This window comes from Pseudarthrobacter sp. NPDC055928, assembly GCF_042270935.1.
GTDB lineage: Bacteria > Actinomycetota > Actinomycetes > Actinomycetales > Micrococcaceae > Arthrobacter.
The window spans coordinates 111,692-132,014 of the sequence record NZ_JBHJZH010000010.1 but is presented as its reverse complement, the minus strand read 5'-3'; the positions used below and the strand labels follow the sequence as shown (position 1 = coordinate 132,014).

Below are 20,323 nucleotides of genomic sequence, written 5' to 3'. Positions count from 1 at the left end.
ACAACTAAGGAGACGACCCATGGTTTTTGGGCTCGGCAGGAAAGCAAAAAAGGAACAAGAAGCCGAACCGGATGCCCCGGCCTCGCCGGAGGAGTCCGCGGACGAGGCAACGGACGCATCGGGCCGCAGCGTCACCGGGCCTTTTGATATCTCCGAAATCGCCAGCCGTGACGGCTATGTGGACCTGGGCGCGCTCCTCATCGCACCCAGCGAGGGACTCCAGCTCCGGCTTGAAGTTGAAGAAGCCACCCAGCGCGTGGTGGCCGTGACCATGGACCTGAACGGTTCAAGCCTGCAGCTTCAGGCGTTCGCGGCTCCCAAGTCAGAGGGTCTCTGGGACGAGATCCGGGAACAGATCGGCCAGTCCGTGGGAAGCCAGGGCGGCCAGGTCGAGGAGGTCCAAGGCCAGTTCGGCACCGAGCTGGTGGCAAAACTTCCAGCAGGCGCCGCGGACGGAAGCCAAGGTTACCGGGTGGCCCGCTTCGTGGGCATTGACGGCCCGCGCTGGTTCCTGCGCGGAGTCCTCGGCGGTGCCGCAGCCATGGACCGTGACGCCGCAGCACCCTTGGAAGCGCTGTTCCGAAAGATCGTGGTGATCCGCGGCGACAGCCCCATGCCGCCCCGCGACCTCCTCCAACTTCGCCTGCCCAAGGACGCCAGCACGACGCCGCAGCCGGGCGCTCCTGCGCTGCAGGAACCCGAACGCGGCCCGGAGATTACACAGATTGGCTGATTCCCCTCAGGGTGCCACATCCCCGCTCCGGGGAGCCGGAGTACCCGTCAGCGAACTCCCGGACAAGGGCCGTGTGGCGTGCCACGGCTATATCGAATCGGTCACCTATGTCCCGGCCGACCAAACAGCGGCGTTCACGGCCATCGTCACTGATTCGGAAGGTCCCCGGGCGGGCACCCGGCCAGCGAAAGGCCGCCTTCGCGTCATCTGGCTCGGCCGCCGCCGGGTTCCGGGCATCGACGCCGGGACCGAAGTTCGGCTTGAAGGCATGCTGACACACAGCCAGGGCCTGCCCACCATGTTCAACCCACGCTACGAAATACTGTCCCGCCAGGAGAACGAATGACCGCGCCCCAGCAGCCAGAGAAGCCTTCCGAGCCGGCCCAGGAGCCGCCAACGATGGCAATGCTCGCCGAGGGTTACGCGGCCAAAGCCGGCCTGCACCGTACCCACGATGGCCGGATCGACGTTTTGCGCAGCGCCGGCGGTGTCCAGGGGATCGCGGAGAGCATTGTCCCCGGGCTGGTTTTCCTGATCTCCTTCACCATTACCCGCGACCTCACCCCGTCGCTGGTGGCAGCCCTGGCCTCTGCAGCAGTTTTCACTGTGGTGCGCCTGGTGCAGCGGCGGCCCCTGACCCAGGCCCTTGCCGGTGTAGTGGGTGTGGGAATCTCAGCCTGGCTAGCCAACACCACAGGTAAGGCCGAAGACTTCTACCTTCCCGGATTCATCACCAATGCGGCTTACATTGTGGCCATGATGGTGTCGATCTTCGTCAAGTGGCCCATTGCGGGGCTTCTGTTCGGCTTGATCCGCAACGAAGGCTTTGACTGGCGCAAGGACCCTTCCCGCCTGAAGGCCTACCGGCTGGGGACCTGGATCATCGTCGCTGTCCTCGCGCTGCGGCTGATCGTGCAGGTTCCCCTGTACCTCCTGGGCGGTGAAGGGCTCACGGCCCTGGCCACAACCCGGCTCATCATGGGTGCGCCGCTGTACATCCTGGGTGTCTGGATTGCCTGGCTGGTCACGCGGCCTGTCCCGGCGGGCGCCGGAACTCAGCCCTCGAAGCCGTCGTCCTCCGGAACCTGAGCTTCCGCCGGCTGGGCGGGGCGGTCGCCGTCGTCGGAGCCCTCGGCCGGTTCAGCAGAGAGCAGCGCGCGCAGCTCGTCCTCGGCCGCGATGGTGGTGACAAAGAACAGTTCGTCTCCGCCGTCGATCACGTCATCGCGACTGGGGGTGATCGGCGCGTGGTCCCGCAGGATGGCCACGAGCGTGGAGTCCTCGGGCCAGCGGATCTCGCCCACGGTCAATCCGATGGCGTGGGAATCGTGCGGAACCGTGAACTCCACGATCGATGACACCCCGGTCTGGAGCGTCAGCAGCCGGACGAGGTCGCCGATCTCCACTGCCTCTTCCACCAGGGCGGTCATCAGCTGCGGAGTGTTGACGGCCACGTCCACTCCCCAGGAATCGTTGAACATCCAGTCGTTCTTGGGATTGTTGACCCGGCCCACGGTGCGGCCGACGCCAAACTCGGTTTTGGCCAGGAGGGACACCACAAGGTTGACCTTGTCGTCGCCGGTGGCTGAAACCACGACGTCGGCGTCTTCCACTTTGGCGCCCTGCAGCGTACTGAGCTCGCAGGCGTCGCCCACCAGCCAGTGCGCACCGCGGAGTCCACTGCGCCCAATGACCTCCGGCTTGAGGTCGATGAGCAGGATTTCATGCTTGTGCGCCAGCAACTCCCTGGCGATTGATGAGCCGACACTGCCGGCGCCCACGATGACGACTTTCACTACAACTCCTTGGCGGGTGCTTTGGCCAGAATGTGGGCGACCTGTGGGCTCCGGTCCACCAGCAGCATGGCGTGGACAGTGTCGCCGTCCTGGTAGGCCATGCCGGGTTCGGGAAGGATGCCCTCACCGAACCGGGTGAGGTAGGCGACCCGGATGTCAGCGGCCTTCTCGATCTCACTGATCCGGTGCCCGATCCAGCCGGCGTCGAGGTCCAGTTCCGCCAAGACCAGGCGGCCCGACGGTTCGCGGAAATCGCCGGCGAGGTGCTGTTCGGGAAGGATGCGCCGCAGGACCTGGTCCGCGCTCCAGCGCACGGCCGCGACCGTGGGAATACCGAGCCGTCGATAGATCTCCGCGCGGCCGGGATCGTAGATCCGGGCCACCACGTGCGGGACATGGAACGTCTCGCGGGCAACGCGGGTGGCCAGGATGTTGGAGTTGTCGCCGCTGGACACTGCTGCGAAGGCATACGCTTCGGCAACCCCGGCCTGCTTCAGGGTGTCCCTGTCGAACCCCACGCCGGTGACTTTCCGGCCCGTGAAGCCGTGCCGGAGCCTGCGGAAAGCGCGGTCATCCTGGTCGATGATGGCCACGGAATGGCCTGCATCCTCGAGTGTGTGCGCCAGCGTTGCCCCCACCCGGCCACATCCCATGATCACGAAATGCGCCACCCGTATCTCCTCAACTTTTCCTTGCCCGTTACTGCTGCTAGAACTCTACCGGCACGGGCACCGCGATCGTTCCGCACGGAGCGTCACAGGCACGGGCGGGCTAGCCAGCCGCCACTGGGGCCCCGGTCCGCAGCTGCTGTGGCAGCGGGTGCAGGTGGCCGATTCCTTCCGCGGTGACCTGGAGGACGCGGGCTGTGGGAATGTCATAGAACAGGCCGGTGAGCTGGACGGCGCCGGACTCCAGGGCCCCTGCCACCGAGGGGTGGCCCTGGAGCCGCTTGAGCTGCACGGCGACATTGACCATGGCCAGCTGATCCACGGGATTGAAGCCCGCCTCCGCTGCCGCCCGCTGCACCGGGTGGCCGCCGCGGAAGGCCAGCAGGCTGGCGCGGGTGTGTTCAAGCCACATGTCGATTGGCCCTTTCGCCTGGTGGCCAGTTCCTCTGTCCAGCAACGCCGTCATCGCACCGCAGCCGCTGTGGCCGCACACCACCAGGGTCTCGACGGACAGTTTGCCCACCGCGAACTCCAGGGCGGCGTCGGTTGCCGCGTCGGTTCCCGATCTGCCCACCACGTTGCCCACGTTGCGGACGGTGAACAGGTCTCCCGGGCCGCTGCTGGTGATTACGTTGGGTACCACGCGTGAGTCCGCGCAGGTCAGGAAGAGGGTGGACGGGTCCTGGTGGGTGGCCAGTTCGCCCACATGCGGCTGAAGCAGGCCTGCGGTCCGGCGGTGGTAGTTTTCGACGCCGGCCATGATGGGCTGCAGCGCCGGCGCATCATCGCCGTCCGGCCTGGGAGGAGTTGGCGTCCGTCCCTGCCAGGCGCTCCACGGTGCGAACCCGCTGCGAACGGCGGACCGGGCGTCCCCGCGGCAGGGCGCTGAAGCGTGGGCATCTTCCAGGCTCGCAGTGCCGTGCTCCTGGACGGTGACGGAACCGCCGGTGGCCACATGGCGGGTCTGCCAGGCGTCCAGCGCGTCCTGGACGGGGTGGTCCAGGTAATCAACATCCAGCTCCAGGGTCACCTTGGTGCCGGCGGGGACAGCGGCGAGGACAGCGCTGAGCCGGGGCAGCGACAGAAAGCTGCACGAACCGTCGATGACGACGCGCCAGGCGCCGTCGGACCCTGATTCCGGGGAGGCGCTGACGGTAGCCCGCGCTATCCGCCACAGCACCAGTGCAATGGCCAGCAGCAGCCCGGTCAGCACGCCCACCAGCAGGTTGGCGAACACAACGATGGAGAGGGTCACCGCGTAGACGGGAAGGTCGCCGGTCCGGCGGGCGGTGCGGATGTCCGCCGGGCGTACCAGCCGGGCCCCGACGATGATCAGCAGCCCGGCGAGGACGGACTCGGGGATCAGTTGGATCAGTCCCGCCAGCAGGAGGGAAAAGACAAGCACCCAGACACCATGGAGCACCGCCGAGGACCGGGTCCGTGCCCCGGCCTCCAGGTTGGTGGCGCTGCGGACGATCACTCCCGTCACCGGCATGCCGCCCAGCAACCCGGACGTCACGTTGGCGGCGCCCTGGCCCATGAGTTCCCGGTTGAAGTTGGTCCGCGGGCCGTGATGCATCTTGTCAACTGCCACGGCCGAGAGCAGGGATTCCACGCTCGCGATCAGGGCGATAGTGACGGCGCCAATGACCGCGGCGGACCAGTTTCCTGCGGGCAACTGCGGCAGGGACAGCGAATCCGTCAGGGATCCGCTGAAGGTGATCCGGTCTACGCCGAAGGGGAGTGAGAGGGCCGTGGCGGCGATGACCGCCACCAGCGGGCCGGGGACGCGGCGCACCGGCTCAGGCAGGCGCCGCCAAAGGAGCAGCGTTCCGATGACGGTGATGCCGAGCCCGGCAGCGGCAAGTTCGGCGGCGACTACGCTGGCGGGGATGGCAGCGATGTTACCGAGCGCTGAACTGGCAGACCCGGCTCCCAGCAGCACGTGGAACTGTTGGAGCACAATGGTGATGCCAATGCCGGCCAGCATGGCGTGGACCACCACGGGGGCAATTGCCAGGGCCACCCGTCCGAACCGTGCCAGGCCCAGCAGGGCCTGCAGTACGCCGGCCACGGCGGTGATGGCACACGTGGCCGGCCACCCGAACTGGTCAACAAGTCCAGCCACAATCACCGTCAGGCCTGCGGCGGGTCCGCTGACCTGGAGCGGCGAGCCGCCCAGGCTTCCGGCCACGATGCCACCCACCGCGGCTGCGATCAGGCCGGCCATGATGGGCGCGCCCGAGGCCGCCGCTATGCCCAGGGATAGGGGCACCGCCACCAGGAAAACCACCAGCGACGCCGGGAGGTCGTACCGCAGCGCGTCAGCAAACCGCCCGCCGGCAGCCCAGCGGGGCCGTGGACCGGGGAACCCCGTTCCTTCGTCCTTGCTGCCGGGATCGTGAAAATTTTCCGTCGTAACAGGTGCTGTTCTCAAGGCAGTCCTTCGTTTGTCCGGTGGGTGGTGGCCACGCTATTGACCGGCCGTCGGCGGGTGCAAGGTGCCGGACCGTGAGAAGAAACACTCCGATTCCTGGCTCTCGCGTGCGTGGCAGGGGCGATTCCGGGGTTCCGCTGGCAGGGCGGCGGCGGGTCTTTTCCTGCCACGCCGCGGCGCACACCCCGGTGTCCCTTATTCAAGTCAAATTGCTGGCAAGGGCCGCTTTGAAGCCCTTATCGCCGCCAAAATCATTGGCCATAGCAGCCGACGGACCCGTGTGGTCTAGGCCGGTGACCGCCTGTTGCGCTATGACTGGACTGCCGCGGGTTTGTGTGGATGCCTACGGTGCGTCTGGGCCCTGATCCGGTCTGACGGCAGTGTCGTAAGGTTGCTCTAGTGCTCAACAGAAGTGGGGCGTCGTGAGTAGTCTCAAGGAACAAACGTGCTGACAATGCTGAACGCCATAAAAAGGGTGCTGGTGGGCCGGCCCTTCAGGAACGACAGGCTCGCCCACACCCTGCTCCCCAAACGGATCGCCCTTCCGGTCTTTGCCTCCGACGCCCTGTCCTCCGTTGCGTACGCGCCGGATGAAATCCTCCTGACCCTTGCCCTCGCCGGCGTCAGTGCAGTGGCATTCTCGCCGTGGGTGGGCCTCGCGGTCATGGTGGTGCTCTTGACTGTGGTGGCGTCTTACCGCCAAAACGTGCACGCCTACCCGTCCGGCGGCGGCGACTACGAAATCGCCAACGAGAACCTCGGCAAGTTCGCCGGCCTGACCGTGGCCTCAGCCCTTCTGGTCGACTACGTCCTGACCGTGGCCGTCTCCATGTCCTCGGCCGCCACCTACCTGACCACGGCTGTGCCTTCCCTGCACGGGCAACAGGCGCTCTTCGCCACCATCGGCGTCGTCATCCTTGCCCTGGTCAATCTCCGCGGAGTCAAGGAGGCCGGCACCCTCTTCGCCGTCCCCACATATATCTTCATGGCCTCGATCCTGGGCATGACGGCGGTGGGCATCTTCCAGGCCGCCACCGGCCAGCTGCGTGAAGCGCCCTCCGCGGGATTCACGATTGTCCCTGCCCCGGGTTTTGATGAAGGACTCGTGGGCCTTGCCGGCGCCTTCCTGCTGCTGCGGGCCTTCTCCTCCGGTGCTGCGGCCCTCACCGGTGTCGAAGCCATCAGCAACGGCGTCCCCAATTTCAAGGTACCCAAGTCCAAGAACGCCGCCACCACACTGCTGCTGCTTGGCCTCATCGGGGCGTCAATGCTCGCCGGCATCATCTACCTGGCCAACGCCACGAAGGTCCACATTGTGCTGGACCCGGCAACGGAGTTCTTGGTGAACGGCTTGCCGCTGCCGGAGGGCTACATCCAGAGTCCTGCCATCAGCCAGATCGCCCAGACCATCTTCGGGCCCGGGTCCGTCGCCTTCTTTATTGTGGTGGCTGCCACCGGCGTGATCCTCGTGTTTGCCTCGAACACGGCCTTCAACGGGTTTCCGGTGCTCGGCTCCATCCTGGCCCAGGACGGCTACCTGCCCCGCCAGCTGCGGACCAGGGGAGACCGGCTGGCATTCAGTAACGGTGTCCTGGCCCTGGCGGCCGGGGCGCTGGTGCTGATCCTGGCCTTCAACGCCGATGTCACCAAGCTGATCCAGCTTTACATCGTGGGCGTCTTTATCTCATTCACCCTCAGCCAGCTGGGCATGATCCGGCACTGGGGCCGGCAGCTCAAGCTCGCCAAGGACAAGGCTGTCCGGCTGCGCATGGCCAAGTCGCGCACCATCAACACCATCGGGTTCGGCATGACGGCCCTGGTGCTGGTCATCGTCCTCATCACCAAGTTCGAGCAGGGCGCCTGGATCGCGCTGCTGGCCATGTTTGTCCTGTTCCTGATCATGTGGAGCATCCGCGCACACTATGACAACGTGGCGAAGGAACTGGCCGTGGACGAGGATTCCTCCCCGCGTGCCCTGCCCTCCCGGGTCCACGCCGTCCTGCTGGTCTCGCATGTGCGCAAGCCGGTGCTCCGGGCGCTGGCCTATGCGCGTGCCTCGCGGCCGTCACGGCTGGACGCCGTCACCGTGGACATTAACGCCGAGGAAACCGCACACACCGTGGCCGACTGGGAAAAGCTGGACATCCCCGTCCCGCTGACCGTGCTGGCAAGCCCGTACCGGGAGACCATCACGCCCATCATGGAGTACGTCAAAAACATGCGGCGCGATTCCCCCCGCGACCTCATCGTGGTCTATATCCCCGAATATGTGGTGGGCAAATGGTGGGAACAACTCGTCCACAATCAGACTGCGCTGCGCATCAAGACCCGGCTGCATTTCGAACCCGGCGTGATGGTGGCCAGTGTTCCGTGGCAGCTGAAATCATCCGAAGAAGCCAAGAACCTGCAGGATATCCAATGAGCTCGCATACCCAGACCCAGTTCCCTTCCACCACCGAGGTTAAGGAACTCGTGCTCGACGTCGGCCCTGTGGCCCACGGCGGCCACTGCGTGGCCCGGCATGAGGGCAGGGTGATCTTCGTGCGGCACGCCATCCCCGGCGAAAAAGTCCGCGCCCGGCTGACCGACGCCGGTGATGCAGCCAAATTCTGGCGCGCCGACGTGGTGGAAGTCCTCGAGGCGTCCCCGGACCGTGTTGAGCACTTCTGGCACGCGGCCGACTCCCGACGCGCCTGGGCCCACGGCCACCCGCCGGTGGGCGGCGCCGAGTTCGGCCATATAGCGCTGGAACGCCAGCGAAGCCTGAAGGCTGCGGTCCTGACCGAACAGCTTCAGCGGCTCGCCGCCGTCGGCCAGTTCCCGGGCGGTGAGGTCACCGTTGAGGCGGTGGCCGGCAGTACCCCCAATGCGGACACAACGTACGACGCCGGCAGCGGCCTCGGGTGGCGGACACGGGCCAGTTTCTCGGTCACCGCTGCCGGAAAACTGGGCATGCACGCCCACCGCTCCGACCACATCATCGCGCTGCGGGAGATGCCGCTCGCCTCTGACGGCATCAACCGGCTGCGGCTGTGGAATATTGACCTGCAGGGGATCGAGCGCGTGGAGGTGGCCGCACCGGCCAACGGTTCACGTCCCCTGGTGCTGCTTGCCCCGGCTCCCGGGACGAAGCCAAAGCGGCTAAGCGCCATTGCCGCCCAGCTTCCGGAGGATGTCTCGGTGGCCACCTTCGATCCGCTCACGGACGACGTCCAGCAGTTGCGGGGACGCACCTGGGTGCAGGAATCCGCCGCGGGGCACGAATACCGGGTCACCGGCGCCGGCTTCTGGCAGATCCACCGCGACGCGCCCGAAGCACTTGTGGGGGCCGTCACAGGATTCCTGCACGACGGTGGCTTCCTTTCGCCCGGTTCCGTGGTGGCAGATCTCTATGCAGGCGCCGGACTTTTCACGGCGCCGTTGGCTGATGCGGTGGGCGAAACAGGCTCTGTACTGTCGGTGGAAGGCGCTCCCGGCACCAGCAAGGACGCCCGAAAGAACCTGCACGGGGCGCCGCAGGTGGAGATTGCCCAAGGGCGGGTGGAACGCATCCTCCGCCAGAAACCACGCAATTTTGATGCCCTGGTGCTGGACCCGCCACGTGCCGGTGCAGGCAAGGCCGTCGTAGGCCAACTGATGGCCGCGAGTCCGCGGGCCATTGCCTATGTGTCGTGTGACCCTGCATCCTTCGCCCGTGACGTGGGTTACTTCCAGCAGGGAGGCTGGTCGCTGGCGGGGCTGCGCGCCCTGGACTTGTACCCGCACACCCACCATCTGGAGACGGTGGCTTTACTGGTGCCGAGCCGCTGACGCCGCAGTTATTTGGACTACTATGGCCCTTAGTAGTCCCACGTCGCGCTCCGTATTCACGGGTGACCCCATGTAATTTTTTGCGGGCACGCACTAATTAGGCCTGCCTAACTAGCAAGCGGTCAACCGCGCGACAAAGATGAAACTGTTGCGAGAGGAGTCCTGCGATGAGCACTGTGGACAGCTTCGGTTCAAAAGGCAAACTTAATGTAGCCGGAACCGAATACGAAATTTTCCGGTTGAACTCCGTTGAAGGTGCAGAAAACCTTCCGTTCAGCCTCAAGGTATTGCTTGAAAACCTGTTGAGGACCGAGGACGGCGCGAACATCACTGCCGATCACGTTCGTGCCTTGGCAGGCTGGGATCCTGATGCCCAGCCAGATACAGAAATCCAGTTCACGCCTGCACGGGTGATCATGCAGGACTTCACCGGTGTTCCCTGCGTGGTTGACCTGGCGACGATGCGTGAAGCGGTCAAGGAGCTCGGTGGCGACCCCAAGCGGGTCAACCCCCTCGCTCCTGCGGAGATGGTCATCGACCACTCCGTGCAGATCGATGCTTTCGGTAACTCCGGCGCACTGGAGCGCAACATGGAGATCGAATACCAGCGGAACGGCGAGCGTTACCAGTTCCTCCGCTGGGGCCAGACCGCCTTCGATGACTTCAAGGTTGTTCCCCCGGGAACCGGCATTGTGCACCAGGTCAACATCGAATACCTGGCCCGCACGGTCATGACCCGCGAGGTGGACGGTGCCCTGCGCGCCTACCCCGACACCTGCGTGGGCACTGACTCGCACACCACCATGGTCAACGGCCTGGGTGTCCTCGGCTGGGGCGTTGGCGGCATTGAAGCCGAAGCCGCAATGCTGGGCCAGCCCGTCTCGATGCTCATCCCGCGCGTCGTCGGCTTCAAGCTGACCGGGTCCATCCCGGCCGGAGCCACCGCCACCGACGTCGTGCTGACCATCACCGAGCAGCTGCGCAAGCACGGTGTTGTGGGCAAGTTCGTGGAATTCTACGGCGAGGGTGTCGCCGCGGTGCCGCTGGCCAACCGCGCCACCATCGGCAACATGAGCCCGGAATTCGGTTCCACCGCCGCAATGTTCCCGATCGACGACGTCACATTGGACTACCTGCGCCTCACCGGCCGCTCGGACGAAAACGTGGCACTCGTGGAGTCCTACGCCAAGGAACAGGGCCTCTGGCACGATCCGTCGCGTGAGATCAAGTTCTCCGAGTACCTCGAGCTGGACCTGTCCACGGTTGTTCCCTCCATCTCCGGCCCCAAGCGTCCCCAGGACCGCATTGAGCTGACCGATGCCAAGGAGCAGTTCCGCAAGGACATCCACAACTACGTGGCCATCGAAGACGGCAGCGTGGACGAGTCCCTGGAAGAGTCCTTCCCGGCCTCGGATGCGCCATCGTTCACGCACGCTGATTCCCACACCACGGAAACCGCACGCGTGGTCTCCGCCGCGAACGGCGCCAACGGACGCCCGTCCAACCCGGTCCACATCAAGACCGAAGACGGCCGCGAGTTCGAGCTGGACCACGGAGCAGTTTCCATCGCCTCCATCACGTCCTGCACCAACACGTCCAACCCCTCCGTCATGCTTGCCGCCGCACTGCTGGCACGCAACGCCGTTGACAAGGGCCTGACGTCCAAGCCGTGGGTCAAGACCTCTGTTGCTCCCGGCTCCAAGGTCGTCACCGACTACTACGAGAAGTCCGGCCTGACCCCGTACCTGGAGAAGCTCGGCTTCTACATCGTGGGCTATGGCTGCGCCACCTGCATCGGCAACTCCGGCCCGCTGGACGCCGAAATTTCCGAGGCCATCCAGACCAACGACCTCTCGGTGACTGCGGTGCTCTCCGGCAACCGCAACTTCGAAGGCCGGATCAACCCGGACGTGAAGATGAACTACCTGGCCTCCCCGCCGCTGGTCATCGCCTACGCCCTGGCCGGTTCCATGGACTTCGATTTCGACACCGATTCCCTGGGCAAGGACGAGGCCGGCAACGACGTCTTCCTGAAGGACATCTGGCCCAACCCGGTCGAGGTCCAACAGGTCATCGATTCCTCGATCGACAAGGACATGTTCGCCCGCGGCTACGAGGGCGTCTTCGACGGCGACGACCGCTGGAAGGCTCTCGACACCCCCGCCGGCGATACGTTCGCCTGGGACCCGAAGTCCACCTACGTCCGGAAGCCCCCGTACTTCGAGGGCATGAAGGCCCAGCCGGAGCCTGTCCAGGACATCTCCGGTGCACGCGTGCTGCTGAAGCTGGGCGATTCGGTCACTACTGACCACATCTCCCCGGCCGGCTCCTTCAAGTCGGACACCCCGGCCGGCCAGTACCTCCTGGCCAACGGTGTGGAGCGCAAGGACTTCAACTCCTACGGTTCACGCCGTGGAAACCACGAAGTCATGATTCGCGGCACGTTCGCGAACATCCGCATCAAGAACCAGATCCTGGACGGCGTGGAGGGTGGTTTCACCCGCGACTTCACCCAGGCTGACGGCCCGCAGGCCTACGTTTACGACGCCGCCCAGAACTACCAGGCAGCCGGCATCCCGCTGGTGGTCCTGGCAGGCAAGGAGTACGGCTCCGGCTCGTCCCGTGACTGGGCAGCCAAGGGCACCGCGCTCCTGGGCGTCAAGGCTGTCATCGCCGAAAGCTACGAGCGCATCCACCGCTCCAACCTGATCGGCATGGGCGTCCTGCCCCTGCAGTACCCGGCCGGAGAAAGCGCAGCAACCCTGGGCCTGACCGGCACTGAGGTTTTTGCGGTGGAAGGCGTCACCGGGCTAAACGAGGGCTTCACGCCCAAGACCCTTAAGGTGACCGCCACCGCTGAGGACGGCACCGCCAAGTCCTTCGATGCCGTCCTGCGCATTGATACCCCGGGCGAAGCCGACTACTACCGCAACGGCGGCATCCTGCAGTACGTCCTGCGTCAGATTTCCGCCAACTAGCGGCTTTCTGTACTCAGGCAAACACCCTGACGAAGCCCCGGCCGGTCACCGACCAGCCGGGGCTTCGGCTTTGGATTTGAGCCGAGGCGTTAGAGTTAACAGGCACGTCTACCACCTGAAGGAGGGGTCATTGGGACTCTTGGACGCCATCCGGAATCCGCAGGACCTGAACGAGTTGTCCGAAAAGCAGCTGGCGGAACTCGCCGGTGAGATCAGGAGTTTCCTGATCACGAACGTCTCCCAGACCGGTGGACACCTTGGACCCAACCTTGGGGTGGTTGAGCTGACGCTGGCCGTGCACCGCATCTTTGACTCGCCGCGGGACAGTATCGTTTTCGATACCGGCCACCAGTCGTACGTCCACAAGCTCCTCACCGGACGCCAGGACTTCAGCACACTCCGTCAGGAAGGCGGCCTGTCAGGCTACCCGTCCCGGGCCGAATCCGAGCACGACATCGTCGAAAGCTCACACGCTTCCTCGTCCCTGTCCTGGGCGGACGGTATCTCCCGGGCCCGGCAGCTCACCGGGGAAGGCAACCGGTACACCGTCGCGGTGGTAGGCGACGGTGCCCTGACCGGCGGCATGGCCTGGGAAGCCATCAACAATATCGCGGCCGATAAACGCCGCCGCGTGGTGATCGTGGTCAACGACAACGGCCGCTCCTATGCGCCCACCGTCGGCGGCTTCGCCGACTACCTGGCATCGCTGCGTCCCACCATCGACTCCTTCCGTGCCGCCCCCGCCTATGAGGGGACCCTGGACTGGTGGAAAAAGAAGCTCCAGAACAGCGGCCCCGTTGGGCAGTTCACCTACAAGAGCCTGCATGCCATGAAAAAGGGCATCAAGGACTGGTGGGCGCCCCAGGGCATGTTCGAGGACCTCGGCATGAAATACATCGGCCCCGTGGACGGGCACAACCTCCAGGCCATGGAGCACGCCCTGTCCACAGCCAGGAACTACGCGGGCCCGGTCATTGTCCACGCTATGACCGAAAAGGGCCACGGCTACGCTCCCGCCCGCGCCCATGAGGCGGACCAGTTCCACGCCGTCGGCATCATCGACCCCGAGACGGGCGAGCCTACGGGCAGCGCCGGCGCCCAGTCCTGGACCTCCGTTTTCGCTGACGAGATAGCCGAGATATCCGATGTACGGCCGGACATCGTGGGCCTCACCGGCGCCATGCTGATCCCCGTGGGGCTGCACAAATTTGCCGCCAGGCACCCCGACCGCGTGATCGACGTCGGAATTGCCGAACAGCACGCCCTGACGTCCGCCGCAGGCATGGCCTTCGGCGGGCTCCACCCGGTAGTGGCCGTCTACGCCACGTTCCTGAACCGCGCGTTCGACCAACTCCTGATGGACGTCGCCCTGCATAAGGCCGGCGTCACCATCGTGTTGGACCGGGCTGGCGTCACCGGGCCCGACGGCGCAAGCCACCACGGTATGTGGGACATGGCCATGGTCCAGATTGTGCCGGGACTGCACCTCGCGGCCCCGCGCGACGCCTCCCGCCTGCGGGAGGAACTCCGCGAGGCTGTAGCCATCAGTGACGCCCCCACCGTGGTGCGCTTCTCCAAGGGCACCGTGGGCGCCGAAGTCGAAGCCATCGAAAGGCTAAGCGACGGCGTGGATGTCCTGGCCCGACGTCCGTCCGGTTCCACTGAGAACGACGTCCTGATCGTCAGCGTCGGGGCCATGTCCGAACTTGCCCTGGACGTTTCCAACCGCCTCGGCGCGCAGGGAATCAGCACCACCGTGGTGGACCCGCGCTGGGTGCTGCCGGTCCGCCGTTCCATCATCGCGCTGGCCTCCCATCACCGTCTGGTCATCTGCATTGAGGACGGCGTCCGCGCAGGCGGAGTGGGGTCGCGGATCAGGCAGGAAATGCGCGCCGCCGGGGTGGACACTGCCCTGAACGAGGTTGGCCTGCCCGTGGAGTTCCTTGACCACGGCACCAGGAGCCAGGTCCTGGAGCGCGTCGGGCTGACCGCCCAGCAAATAACGCACGACGTCGTCGCGCAGGTTTTGGGCACCAAGGTTCCGTTTGCGCGTCCCCTCCCGGGCCAGCAACACCCCACCACCGGCAGCCTTCCGATTCTGTGAGGGAAGAAGACGCACTGAAGTACCCGGGGGCAACCGGTGAAAGCGGACCGGCGATACATACCAGCACCACACGCGTTCCGGGCCCGCTGCAGCCCGGCCAATTGGTGGTGGCCCGGAACCGCAAATGGAACGGCAAGGCCCACTGGGTGGTCCCAGGCCGCTATCTGGGTGAGGACCGGCACGGCTGGTGGATCTTCCAGGGAACCAACGAATTCTGCTCCCGGCCCGGCGCCGCGTTCTACACCCGGTCCGATGCAGTGCTGCTGGTGCCTCGATCGGGCGACTGGGTGGCCACGTTCTATGACGACGCCCACCCCAACGGGGTCCGTGTCTACGTTGACCTCGCCGTTGCGCACGAGTGGACGGACATCCGGCCCGCCGTCACCGAGTTCCATGTGATCGACATGGATTTGGATGTCATCCGCATGGCGGGCCGCGGCGTCTTTATCGATGACCAGGACGAGTTCGCCGAGCACCGCATCGCCATGAATTACCCGGACCGGCTGGTGGATGACATCCAGGCCGCCGCGGATGAGCTTTACCAGGCCGTCAAGGCACAGCACGCACCGTTCGACGGAACAGACGTCGAATGGTTCACGAAGGGACGGTCATGAGCGGAATCATCAGGATCTACAAACGGGACGATGAGGGAGTGCTGCACTTCCGCGAAGGCTGGTTCGACGAGGACTACAGCCAGTTCGTGATGAACTATGGCGTTGTGGGCCACCAGAGCAAGACCGAAGAAACCGACGTCGCCGACGCCGCCGCGGCGGAGGGCCTGATGGATGCGTTTGCCGTGCAGTGCGCGGAGGACGGCTACGCCGAAATCCCCGACGAGGAGCAGTTTTGGGTGGTAGCCCAGTTCGCCCTGAAGACCAAGGAGGGCACCGACCGCGACCGCTACCTTGAGGAGAAGGCGAAGGATGCCCTCATCAGCCACCTGGCGTGGCGTGGGCTGGGCACGGTGGAACGCTCGGAATTCAGCGACTACAAGCTGAACATCTTCTGCCTTTGCCCCGACGTAAACAAAGCCGTCAACGCGATCAAGGTCTGCAGCCGCGGCGAGGATTTGGACTTCACCAAGCTCAGCATTGGCGCCGCACCCTTCACTGATCCGGACAGCTTCAAGCTCAAGCACTCGGCGAAGCCAGCCAACAGCTTCAGCCTCTAGGACGGAAAGTCGATGACTGAATACCGACGCCTCGGAAACTCCGGCCTCACCGTTTCTGTTGTGGGCCTGGGCTGCAATAACCTGGGCCGGGCCCATACGGCCACCGAGTCCCAGGAGGCCACTGACGCCGTCGTCCACGCCGCCCTCGACGCCGGTGTGACTCTCTTCGACGTGGCGGACACCTACGGGCGCGAGCCCGGCCTCAGCGAGAGCATGCTGGGCAAGGCTCTGGCCGGGCGGCGGGACGAAGCCGTGGTGGCCACCAAGTTCGGGATGGACATGCACGGGGCCAATGGCCGCGATTTCGGCGCCCGCGGCTCCCGCAGCTACATCATCCGCGCGGCGGAGGCATCGCTGAGGCGGCTGGGCACCGACTGGATCGACCTGTACCAGTTCCACACTCCGGACCCGCTGACGCCGATCGAAGAAACCCTGTCGGCGCTCGATGACCTGGTGACAAGTGGGAAAGTGCGGTACATCGGGCACTCCAACCGCGCTGGCTGGCAGATCGCCGAAGCTGAGTTCGTGGCACGGACCGCCGGGGGTGCCCGGTTCATCTCCACCCAGAACCACTACAACCTCCTGGACCGGCGGGCGGAGCTGGAAGTCACCCCCGCGGCCGAGGCGTATGGCCTTGGCGTCCTGCCCTACTTCCCGTTGGCCAACGGGCTCCTTACCGGGAAATACTCGCCGGATACGGCTCCGGAAGGCACCCGGCTCAGCCATACCCGGACCCATCTGGTGCACGATGCCGACTGGGGCCAGCTCACACGGTTCAGCGCCTTCGCCGAACAGCGTGGCCTGTCGGAGGTTCAGGTTGCCTTCTCCTGGCTCGCGGCCCAGCCGTCGGTCAGCAGCGTGATCGCGGGGGCCACCAGGCCCGAACAGGTCCGCCAGAACGCGGAGGCCGTGGCCTGGGTGCCAACCCCGGCGGAGCTTGCGGAACTGGATGACATCTTCCCCAAAGTCCCCAAAGTGGCACTCTTCTAGGAAACGGCCTGAAGGAACGACGCCGATGACCAGGCTGCTGCTGGATGTGGATACCGGGATAGACGACGCCTTGGCACTGGCGTACCTGGCCTCGCTGCCGGAAGTGGAGTTCGTGGCTGTGACTGCGACCCCCGGAAACGCGGGCCTGCGCCAAGTGGCCTTGAACACGCTGGCCATGCTGGAGTTGTGTGGGCGTCCTGGGGTTGAGGTCGCCGTTGGCGCCGAAGTTCCCCTTTCCGTCCCCCTCGTGACCACCCCGGAGACCCACGGACCCCAAGGTCTTGGACACGCCGTGTTGCCACCGCCGTCCGGGTCAGTGTCCGCTCGGCACGCCGCCGATGTCTGGGTGGAAGCAGCACGCGCCCACCCGGGGGAGCTGACGGCGCTGATTACGGCGCCGTTGACGAATTTCGCCCTTGCCATCCGGCGTGAACCGCGGTTGCCGGAATTGCTGAAACGGGTGGTGATCATGGGCGGCAGTTTCTACCACCAGGGAAACACCACGCCCACGGCAGAGTGGAACACCCATGTGGACCCGCATGCGGCCAAGGAAGTCTATGCGGCGTTCCGCGGGCTGCCGGAGGACCGGCTCCCCATTGTCTGCTCGCTGGACACCACGGAGCGGATCGAGATGCGGCCCGAGCATATAAGGCTGCTTTCCGCGGCGGCGGGCTGCGCCGTGGAGGAACTTGTGCTTCCCGAGCAGCCCGAGGGGCTCCGGAGCACGTCCGAGAACCCGCTGGTGCGGCACCTTTCCGATGCGTTGCGGTTCTACTTTGAGTTCCACCGGCACTACGACCAGGGGTACCTGGCGCATGTCCACGACTTCTTCGCCGCAGGCGTGGCGGCCGGCACGCTGGAGTACAGCACCCGGACGGCAACCGTCGACGTCGAGGTCGAGTCCACCTTGTTGATGGGGACCACCGTGGCGGACTACCGCAAGCTGTGGGGACATCCGCCCAACGCCCGGGTGGTGTCCGGGAACAACCCTGAACAGGCCTTCCAGGAACTCATCCGGTCCGTCGGCGCCCTCGCAGCCCGGCTGTACGAACGGTAAGTCCGGCATTGACCTGTCAGTCCTACAGCGGAGCGTCGTCAAGAAGGTCCACGTCCAGGGCCAGCAAGGCGTTCTCCACCACCTCGGTCAAAGCCGGGTGGATCCAATAGGGGCCGCGCGCCAGCGTATGGACCGGCACGTCCGTGGCCATCGCCTGGACCAGTGGCTGGATGAGGATGGAGGCTTCGCGGCCCATGATGTGGGCTCCGAGCAGGCGTCCGGTGGACTTCTCGGCGACGAGCTTGACCACCCCTTCCTCGTCCTCCATGGCCCAGCCGTAGGCGGTGGAGCCGTAGTCCTGGACCGCCGTAACGATTTCCGTGCCTGGCGCTGCCTGCGAGCGGGCGTCATCTTCGGTCAGGCCGACGGAAGCCACCTGTGGGTTGGAGAACACGGCAAACGGCACTGCCCTGTAGTCGATGGGCCGGAGCCGGTCCGGGTGTTCGAGGTTGTTCGCCACCACCCGGGCTTCCCGGTTGGCGACGTGCTTGAGCTGGTAGCTGTTCGCGATGTCGCCCAGGGCGTACACGCCGTCCACAGGCTGCCCGTTGGAGAGGACCCTGAGGTGGCGGTCCACGGACAGGGTGCGGTCCCCGTCCAGGTCAAAGCCGGCAGCCTCCACGCCCAGCCGGTCCGTGTTAGGCACCCGCCCCGTGGCCATCAGGACGATATCCGCCGGGATGCGAAGCGGCGTGCCATCATCATCGGAGAAAACGACCGTGACCGAGCCGTCGCCGTTGTCCTCCACAGCCTGGAGCGCGTATCCAAGCTCCAGCCGCCAGCGGCTGGCGGCTGCGGCTGCGAAACGCCCGGCGATCTCCCGGTCGTTGCCGCGAAGCAGTCTGCCGGAACGGTTTACCTGGGTGACGTCGGCGCCGAAGCCATGGAACACCGCGGCAAACTCCGCCGCGATGTAGCCGCCGCCCACGACCACCACTCTCCCCGGCAGGCCGTCAATGCGCATGACGGTATCGGAGGTATGTACTTGCGGCAGGCCGATCCCCGGAACCTCGGGCAAGACGGCCCGGGAACCGGCGGCCACTACTACCCGGTCCGCGGTGAGTTCCACGCCTGAATCCGTGACGAGCGTCCTGGGACCCGTGAACCGAGCGTGGTCCTGGTACAGGTCCACATTGTCGAGTTCATCCGCCCGGTACCGCCGGCCGGACTCGGAAATCGAATCGATCCGGCCAAAAATCCTGTCCCGCACGTCATTCCAGTGAACCTTATCCAGGCTCAGGTCCACACCGAGGCGGCCCGCTTCCGAGGGCGTGGCGGCAAGCCCGGCCGGGTAGACAAACATCTTGGTGGGGATGCAGCCGACATTCAGGCACGTACCGCCGAACACGCCGCCGTCGATCATCGCTACCTTCCTGCCGTCCCAGAACGGAGTAATCAGCGAATTTCCGGATCCCGAACCGATGATAACCAGGTCGTAGTGGGGCATGCATCCGCCTTTCGTGAGGTCCTCCGCAGGACGGCGGGGGTGGGGTGGTGGAGTGGGCCTTTCCGTGAGTCTATGGCAGACCTGGGCCGACGTCGGAACGCCGGCCTGCCGGAAATCGGCCGAAAACGGCCGGATAGCTGCGGGGTACCAGCCGGTAGACTGGATGGCGGACCGGCCGGCACCCAAACGCGCCGGTTGCCGCCGAGGTGACATAGGCGGCGTTCCGCATTGCCCGGGCTTTCCGGGCTTCCCAGCCTGAACCTTCGAAGGAACGCCATGTCATCGCCCTCCCTTACGCTGGAATCCCCAACCCCGGCCGCCGCCCGGAAACGCCGGTTGCTGGAAATCCTTGGTGCACTGGCCATCGCAGGCACCTACATCTACCTTGTGCTCAACCAGCCCGCGGACATCACTGGCGGACCGGGCAGCGCTTCGGCCCTGATCGCGCTCTCCGGGTTCCTTGCCGGGGCCATCCTGCTGATTGTTGCCGTCCTGCCCACGCTGCCCGTCTCCACGCTGGTACTGATTCCCGTTGCGCTGGTGCTGAACATTGTGCTGGGCCAGTTTGTAGGCAGCACACTGGTGCCGTTCTATCTTGACGCCATCGGCACGGTCCTCATCGCGGTCCTGGCTGGACCGGCAGCCGGAGCCGCCACAGGCGCGCTGAGCAGTATCGTCTGGTCCTTCTTCAATCCGACTGTCCTCCCGTTTGCTGCCGGCGCCGCCCTGATCGGCTGCCTGGCAGGCCTTGCCGCCCGGTATGGACTGTTCCGCCGCTTTTACCTGGCACCGGTGGCCGGTTTCCTGACCGGGATCATCGGGGGTGTTGTCTCCGCGCCCATTGCCGCCTTTGTCTTCGGCGGCACGTCGGGGCTGGCGACCGGCGCCATCGTGAGCGCCTTCCGCTCTATGGGAGACACGCTCCTGGCCGCCATTACCAAGCAGGCCCTGATCTCGGATCCCATGGACAAGGCCATCGTCTTCACCCTGGTGGCCATCCTGGTGTATGCCCTGCCTCGCCGTACACGCCTGCAGTTCCCCTTCGTGACGCGCCACCGCGTGTTGGCGGGCCACGGAACCGGCCGGCCCGCCAGAGAGACCGCCGGCGCACCTACGGACCAGGCCTCCTGAC

The 20,323-nt window shown here is 65.6% G+C and carries 16 protein-coding genes; 12 read left to right on the top strand and 4 right to left on the bottom strand.

Annotated features, from left to right (window positions below):
- Positions 1-19 precede the first annotated feature (19 nt).
- From ACFC25_RS13905 to ACFC25_RS13895, 3 genes are read left to right on the top strand one after another with little or no spacing between them, the layout of a single operon-like run.
- Positions 20-733: a DUF3710 domain-containing protein gene (locus ACFC25_RS13905; protein ID WP_376046047.1), complete on the top strand. Its 714-nt coding sequence runs from the start codon at positions 20-22 to the stop codon at positions 731-733.
- Positions 726-1,079 (top strand): hypothetical protein, encoded by a 354-nt coding sequence (locus ACFC25_RS13900; protein WP_337347806.1) that lies wholly within the window; start codon positions 726-728, stop codon positions 1,077-1,079. The genes ACFC25_RS13905 and ACFC25_RS13900 overlap by 8 nt, the downstream gene beginning before the upstream one ends.
- Positions 1,076-1,822, top strand: a complete 747-nt coding sequence (locus tag ACFC25_RS13895; protein WP_337347807.1) for a DUF3159 domain-containing protein — start codon at positions 1,076-1,078, stop codon at positions 1,820-1,822. The genes ACFC25_RS13900 and ACFC25_RS13895 overlap by 4 nt, the downstream gene beginning before the upstream one ends.
- Here ACFC25_RS13895 and ACFC25_RS13890 read toward each other — a convergent pair.
- From ACFC25_RS13890 to ACFC25_RS13880, 3 genes are all read right to left on the bottom strand, one after another.
- A complete protein-coding gene (locus tag ACFC25_RS13890; protein ID WP_337351441.1) occupies positions 1,789-2,529 on the bottom strand; it encodes a TrkA family potassium uptake protein in 741 nt (246 codons plus the stop codon). The two genes, ACFC25_RS13895 and ACFC25_RS13890, sit on opposite strands and share 34 nt — an antisense overlap.
- Positions 2,529-3,200, bottom strand: coding sequence for a potassium channel family protein (locus ACFC25_RS13885; RefSeq protein ID WP_376046045.1), 672 nt, complete (start codon positions 3,198-3,200; stop codon positions 2,529-2,531). The genes ACFC25_RS13890 and ACFC25_RS13885 overlap by 1 nt, the downstream gene beginning before the upstream one ends.
- Before the next feature lie 100 nt (positions 3,201-3,300).
- Positions 3,301-5,634, bottom strand: coding sequence for a SulP family inorganic anion transporter (locus ACFC25_RS13880; RefSeq protein ID WP_376046043.1), 2,334 nt, complete (start codon positions 5,632-5,634; stop codon positions 3,301-3,303).
- A gap of 454 nt (positions 5,635-6,088) precedes the next feature.
- On the opposite strand from ACFC25_RS13880, the gene ACFC25_RS13875 reads away from it, so the two are divergent.
- The 8 genes from ACFC25_RS13875 to ACFC25_RS13840 all read left to right on the top strand — a co-directional run bounded on the left by ACFC25_RS13875 (position 6,089) and on the right by ACFC25_RS13840 (position 17,744).
- Complete coding sequence (locus tag ACFC25_RS13875; protein ID WP_376046138.1) at positions 6,089-8,056, top strand: APC family permease; 1,968 nt, start codon at positions 6,089-6,091, stop codon at positions 8,054-8,056.
- Positions 8,053-9,444: a class I SAM-dependent RNA methyltransferase gene (locus ACFC25_RS13870; RefSeq protein WP_376046041.1), complete on the top strand. Its 1,392-nt coding sequence runs from the start codon at positions 8,053-8,055 to the stop codon at positions 9,442-9,444. Before ACFC25_RS13875 ends, ACFC25_RS13870 begins: the two co-directional genes overlap by 4 nt.
- A gap of 167 nt (positions 9,445-9,611) precedes the next feature.
- A complete protein-coding gene (gene acnA, locus ACFC25_RS13865; protein ID WP_376046039.1) occupies positions 9,612-12,422 on the top strand; it encodes an aconitate hydratase AcnA in 2,811 nt (936 codons plus the stop codon).
- Positions 12,423-12,552: 130 nt separating this feature from the next.
- Positions 12,553-14,526: a 1-deoxy-D-xylulose-5-phosphate synthase gene (gene dxs, locus ACFC25_RS13860; protein ID WP_376046037.1), complete on the top strand. Its 1,974-nt coding sequence runs from the start codon at positions 12,553-12,555 to the stop codon at positions 14,524-14,526.
- Positions 14,523-15,140, top strand: a complete 618-nt coding sequence (locus ACFC25_RS13855) for a DUF402 domain-containing protein (protein ID WP_337347813.1) — start codon at positions 14,523-14,525, stop codon at positions 15,138-15,140. The genes dxs and ACFC25_RS13855 overlap by 4 nt, the downstream gene beginning before the upstream one ends.
- Complete coding sequence (locus tag ACFC25_RS13850) at positions 15,137-15,697, top strand: hypothetical protein (RefSeq protein WP_376046034.1); 561 nt, start codon at positions 15,137-15,139, stop codon at positions 15,695-15,697. Before ACFC25_RS13855 ends, ACFC25_RS13850 begins: the two co-directional genes overlap by 4 nt.
- A gap of 12 nt (positions 15,698-15,709) precedes the next feature.
- Positions 15,710-16,687, top strand: a complete 978-nt coding sequence (locus tag ACFC25_RS13845) for an aldo/keto reductase (RefSeq protein ID WP_337347815.1) — start codon at positions 15,710-15,712, stop codon at positions 16,685-16,687.
- A gap of 25 nt (positions 16,688-16,712) precedes the next feature.
- A complete protein-coding gene (locus ACFC25_RS13840) occupies positions 16,713-17,744 on the top strand; it encodes a nucleoside hydrolase (protein ID WP_376046029.1) in 1,032 nt (343 codons plus the stop codon).
- A gap of 22 nt (positions 17,745-17,766) precedes the next feature.
- Here ACFC25_RS13840 and ACFC25_RS13835 read toward each other — a convergent pair whose 3' ends face one another.
- The gene (locus ACFC25_RS13835) at positions 17,767-19,191 is read right to left on the bottom strand and encodes a mycothione reductase (protein ID WP_376046026.1); all 1,425 of its coding nucleotides are present in this window, start codon (positions 19,189-19,191) and stop codon (positions 17,767-17,769) included.
- Positions 19,192-19,467: 276 nt separating this feature from the next.
- Between ACFC25_RS13835 and ACFC25_RS13830 the strand changes: the two genes are divergently transcribed.
- Positions 19,468-20,322, top strand: coding sequence for an ECF transporter S component (locus ACFC25_RS13830; RefSeq protein WP_376046023.1), 855 nt, complete (start codon positions 19,468-19,470; stop codon positions 20,320-20,322).
- Position 20,323: the final 1 nt, after the last annotated feature.

What these genes read in the sequence shown, in the direction of transcription:
- ACFC25_RS13870 (WP_376046041.1), top strand. Translation starts at nt 8,053, where the DNA reads ATGAGCTCGCATACCCAGACCCAGTTCCCTTCCACCACCGAGGTTAAG.
- ACFC25_RS13875 (WP_376046138.1), top strand. Translation starts at nt 6,089, where the DNA reads ATGCTGAACGCCATAAAAAGGGTGCTGGTGGGCCGGCCCTTCAGGAAC.
- acnA (WP_376046039.1), top strand. Translation starts at nt 9,612, where the DNA reads ATGAGCACTGTGGACAGCTTCGGTTCAAAAGGCAAACTTAATGTAGCC.
- ACFC25_RS13850 (WP_376046034.1), top strand. Translation starts at nt 15,137, where the DNA reads ATGAGCGGAATCATCAGGATCTACAAACGGGACGATGAGGGAGTGCTG.
- ACFC25_RS13840 (WP_376046029.1), top strand. Translation starts at nt 16,713, where the DNA reads ATGACCAGGCTGCTGCTGGATGTGGATACCGGGATAGACGACGCCTTG.
- ACFC25_RS13895 (WP_337347807.1), top strand. Translation starts at nt 1,076, where the DNA reads ATGACCGCGCCCCAGCAGCCAGAGAAGCCTTCCGAGCCGGCCCAGGAG.
- ACFC25_RS13845 (WP_337347815.1), top strand. Translation starts at nt 15,710, where the DNA reads ATGACTGAATACCGACGCCTCGGAAACTCCGGCCTCACCGTTTCTGTT.
- ACFC25_RS13905 (WP_376046047.1), top strand. Translation starts at nt 20, where the DNA reads ATGGTTTTTGGGCTCGGCAGGAAAGCAAAAAAGGAACAAGAAGCCGAA.
- ACFC25_RS13835 (WP_376046026.1), bottom strand. Translation starts at nt 19,191, where the DNA reads ATGCCCCACTACGACCTGGTTATCATCGGTTCGGGATCCGGAAATTCG.
- ACFC25_RS13830 (WP_376046023.1), top strand. Translation starts at nt 19,468, where the DNA reads ATGTCATCGCCCTCCCTTACGCTGGAATCCCCAACCCCGGCCGCCGCC.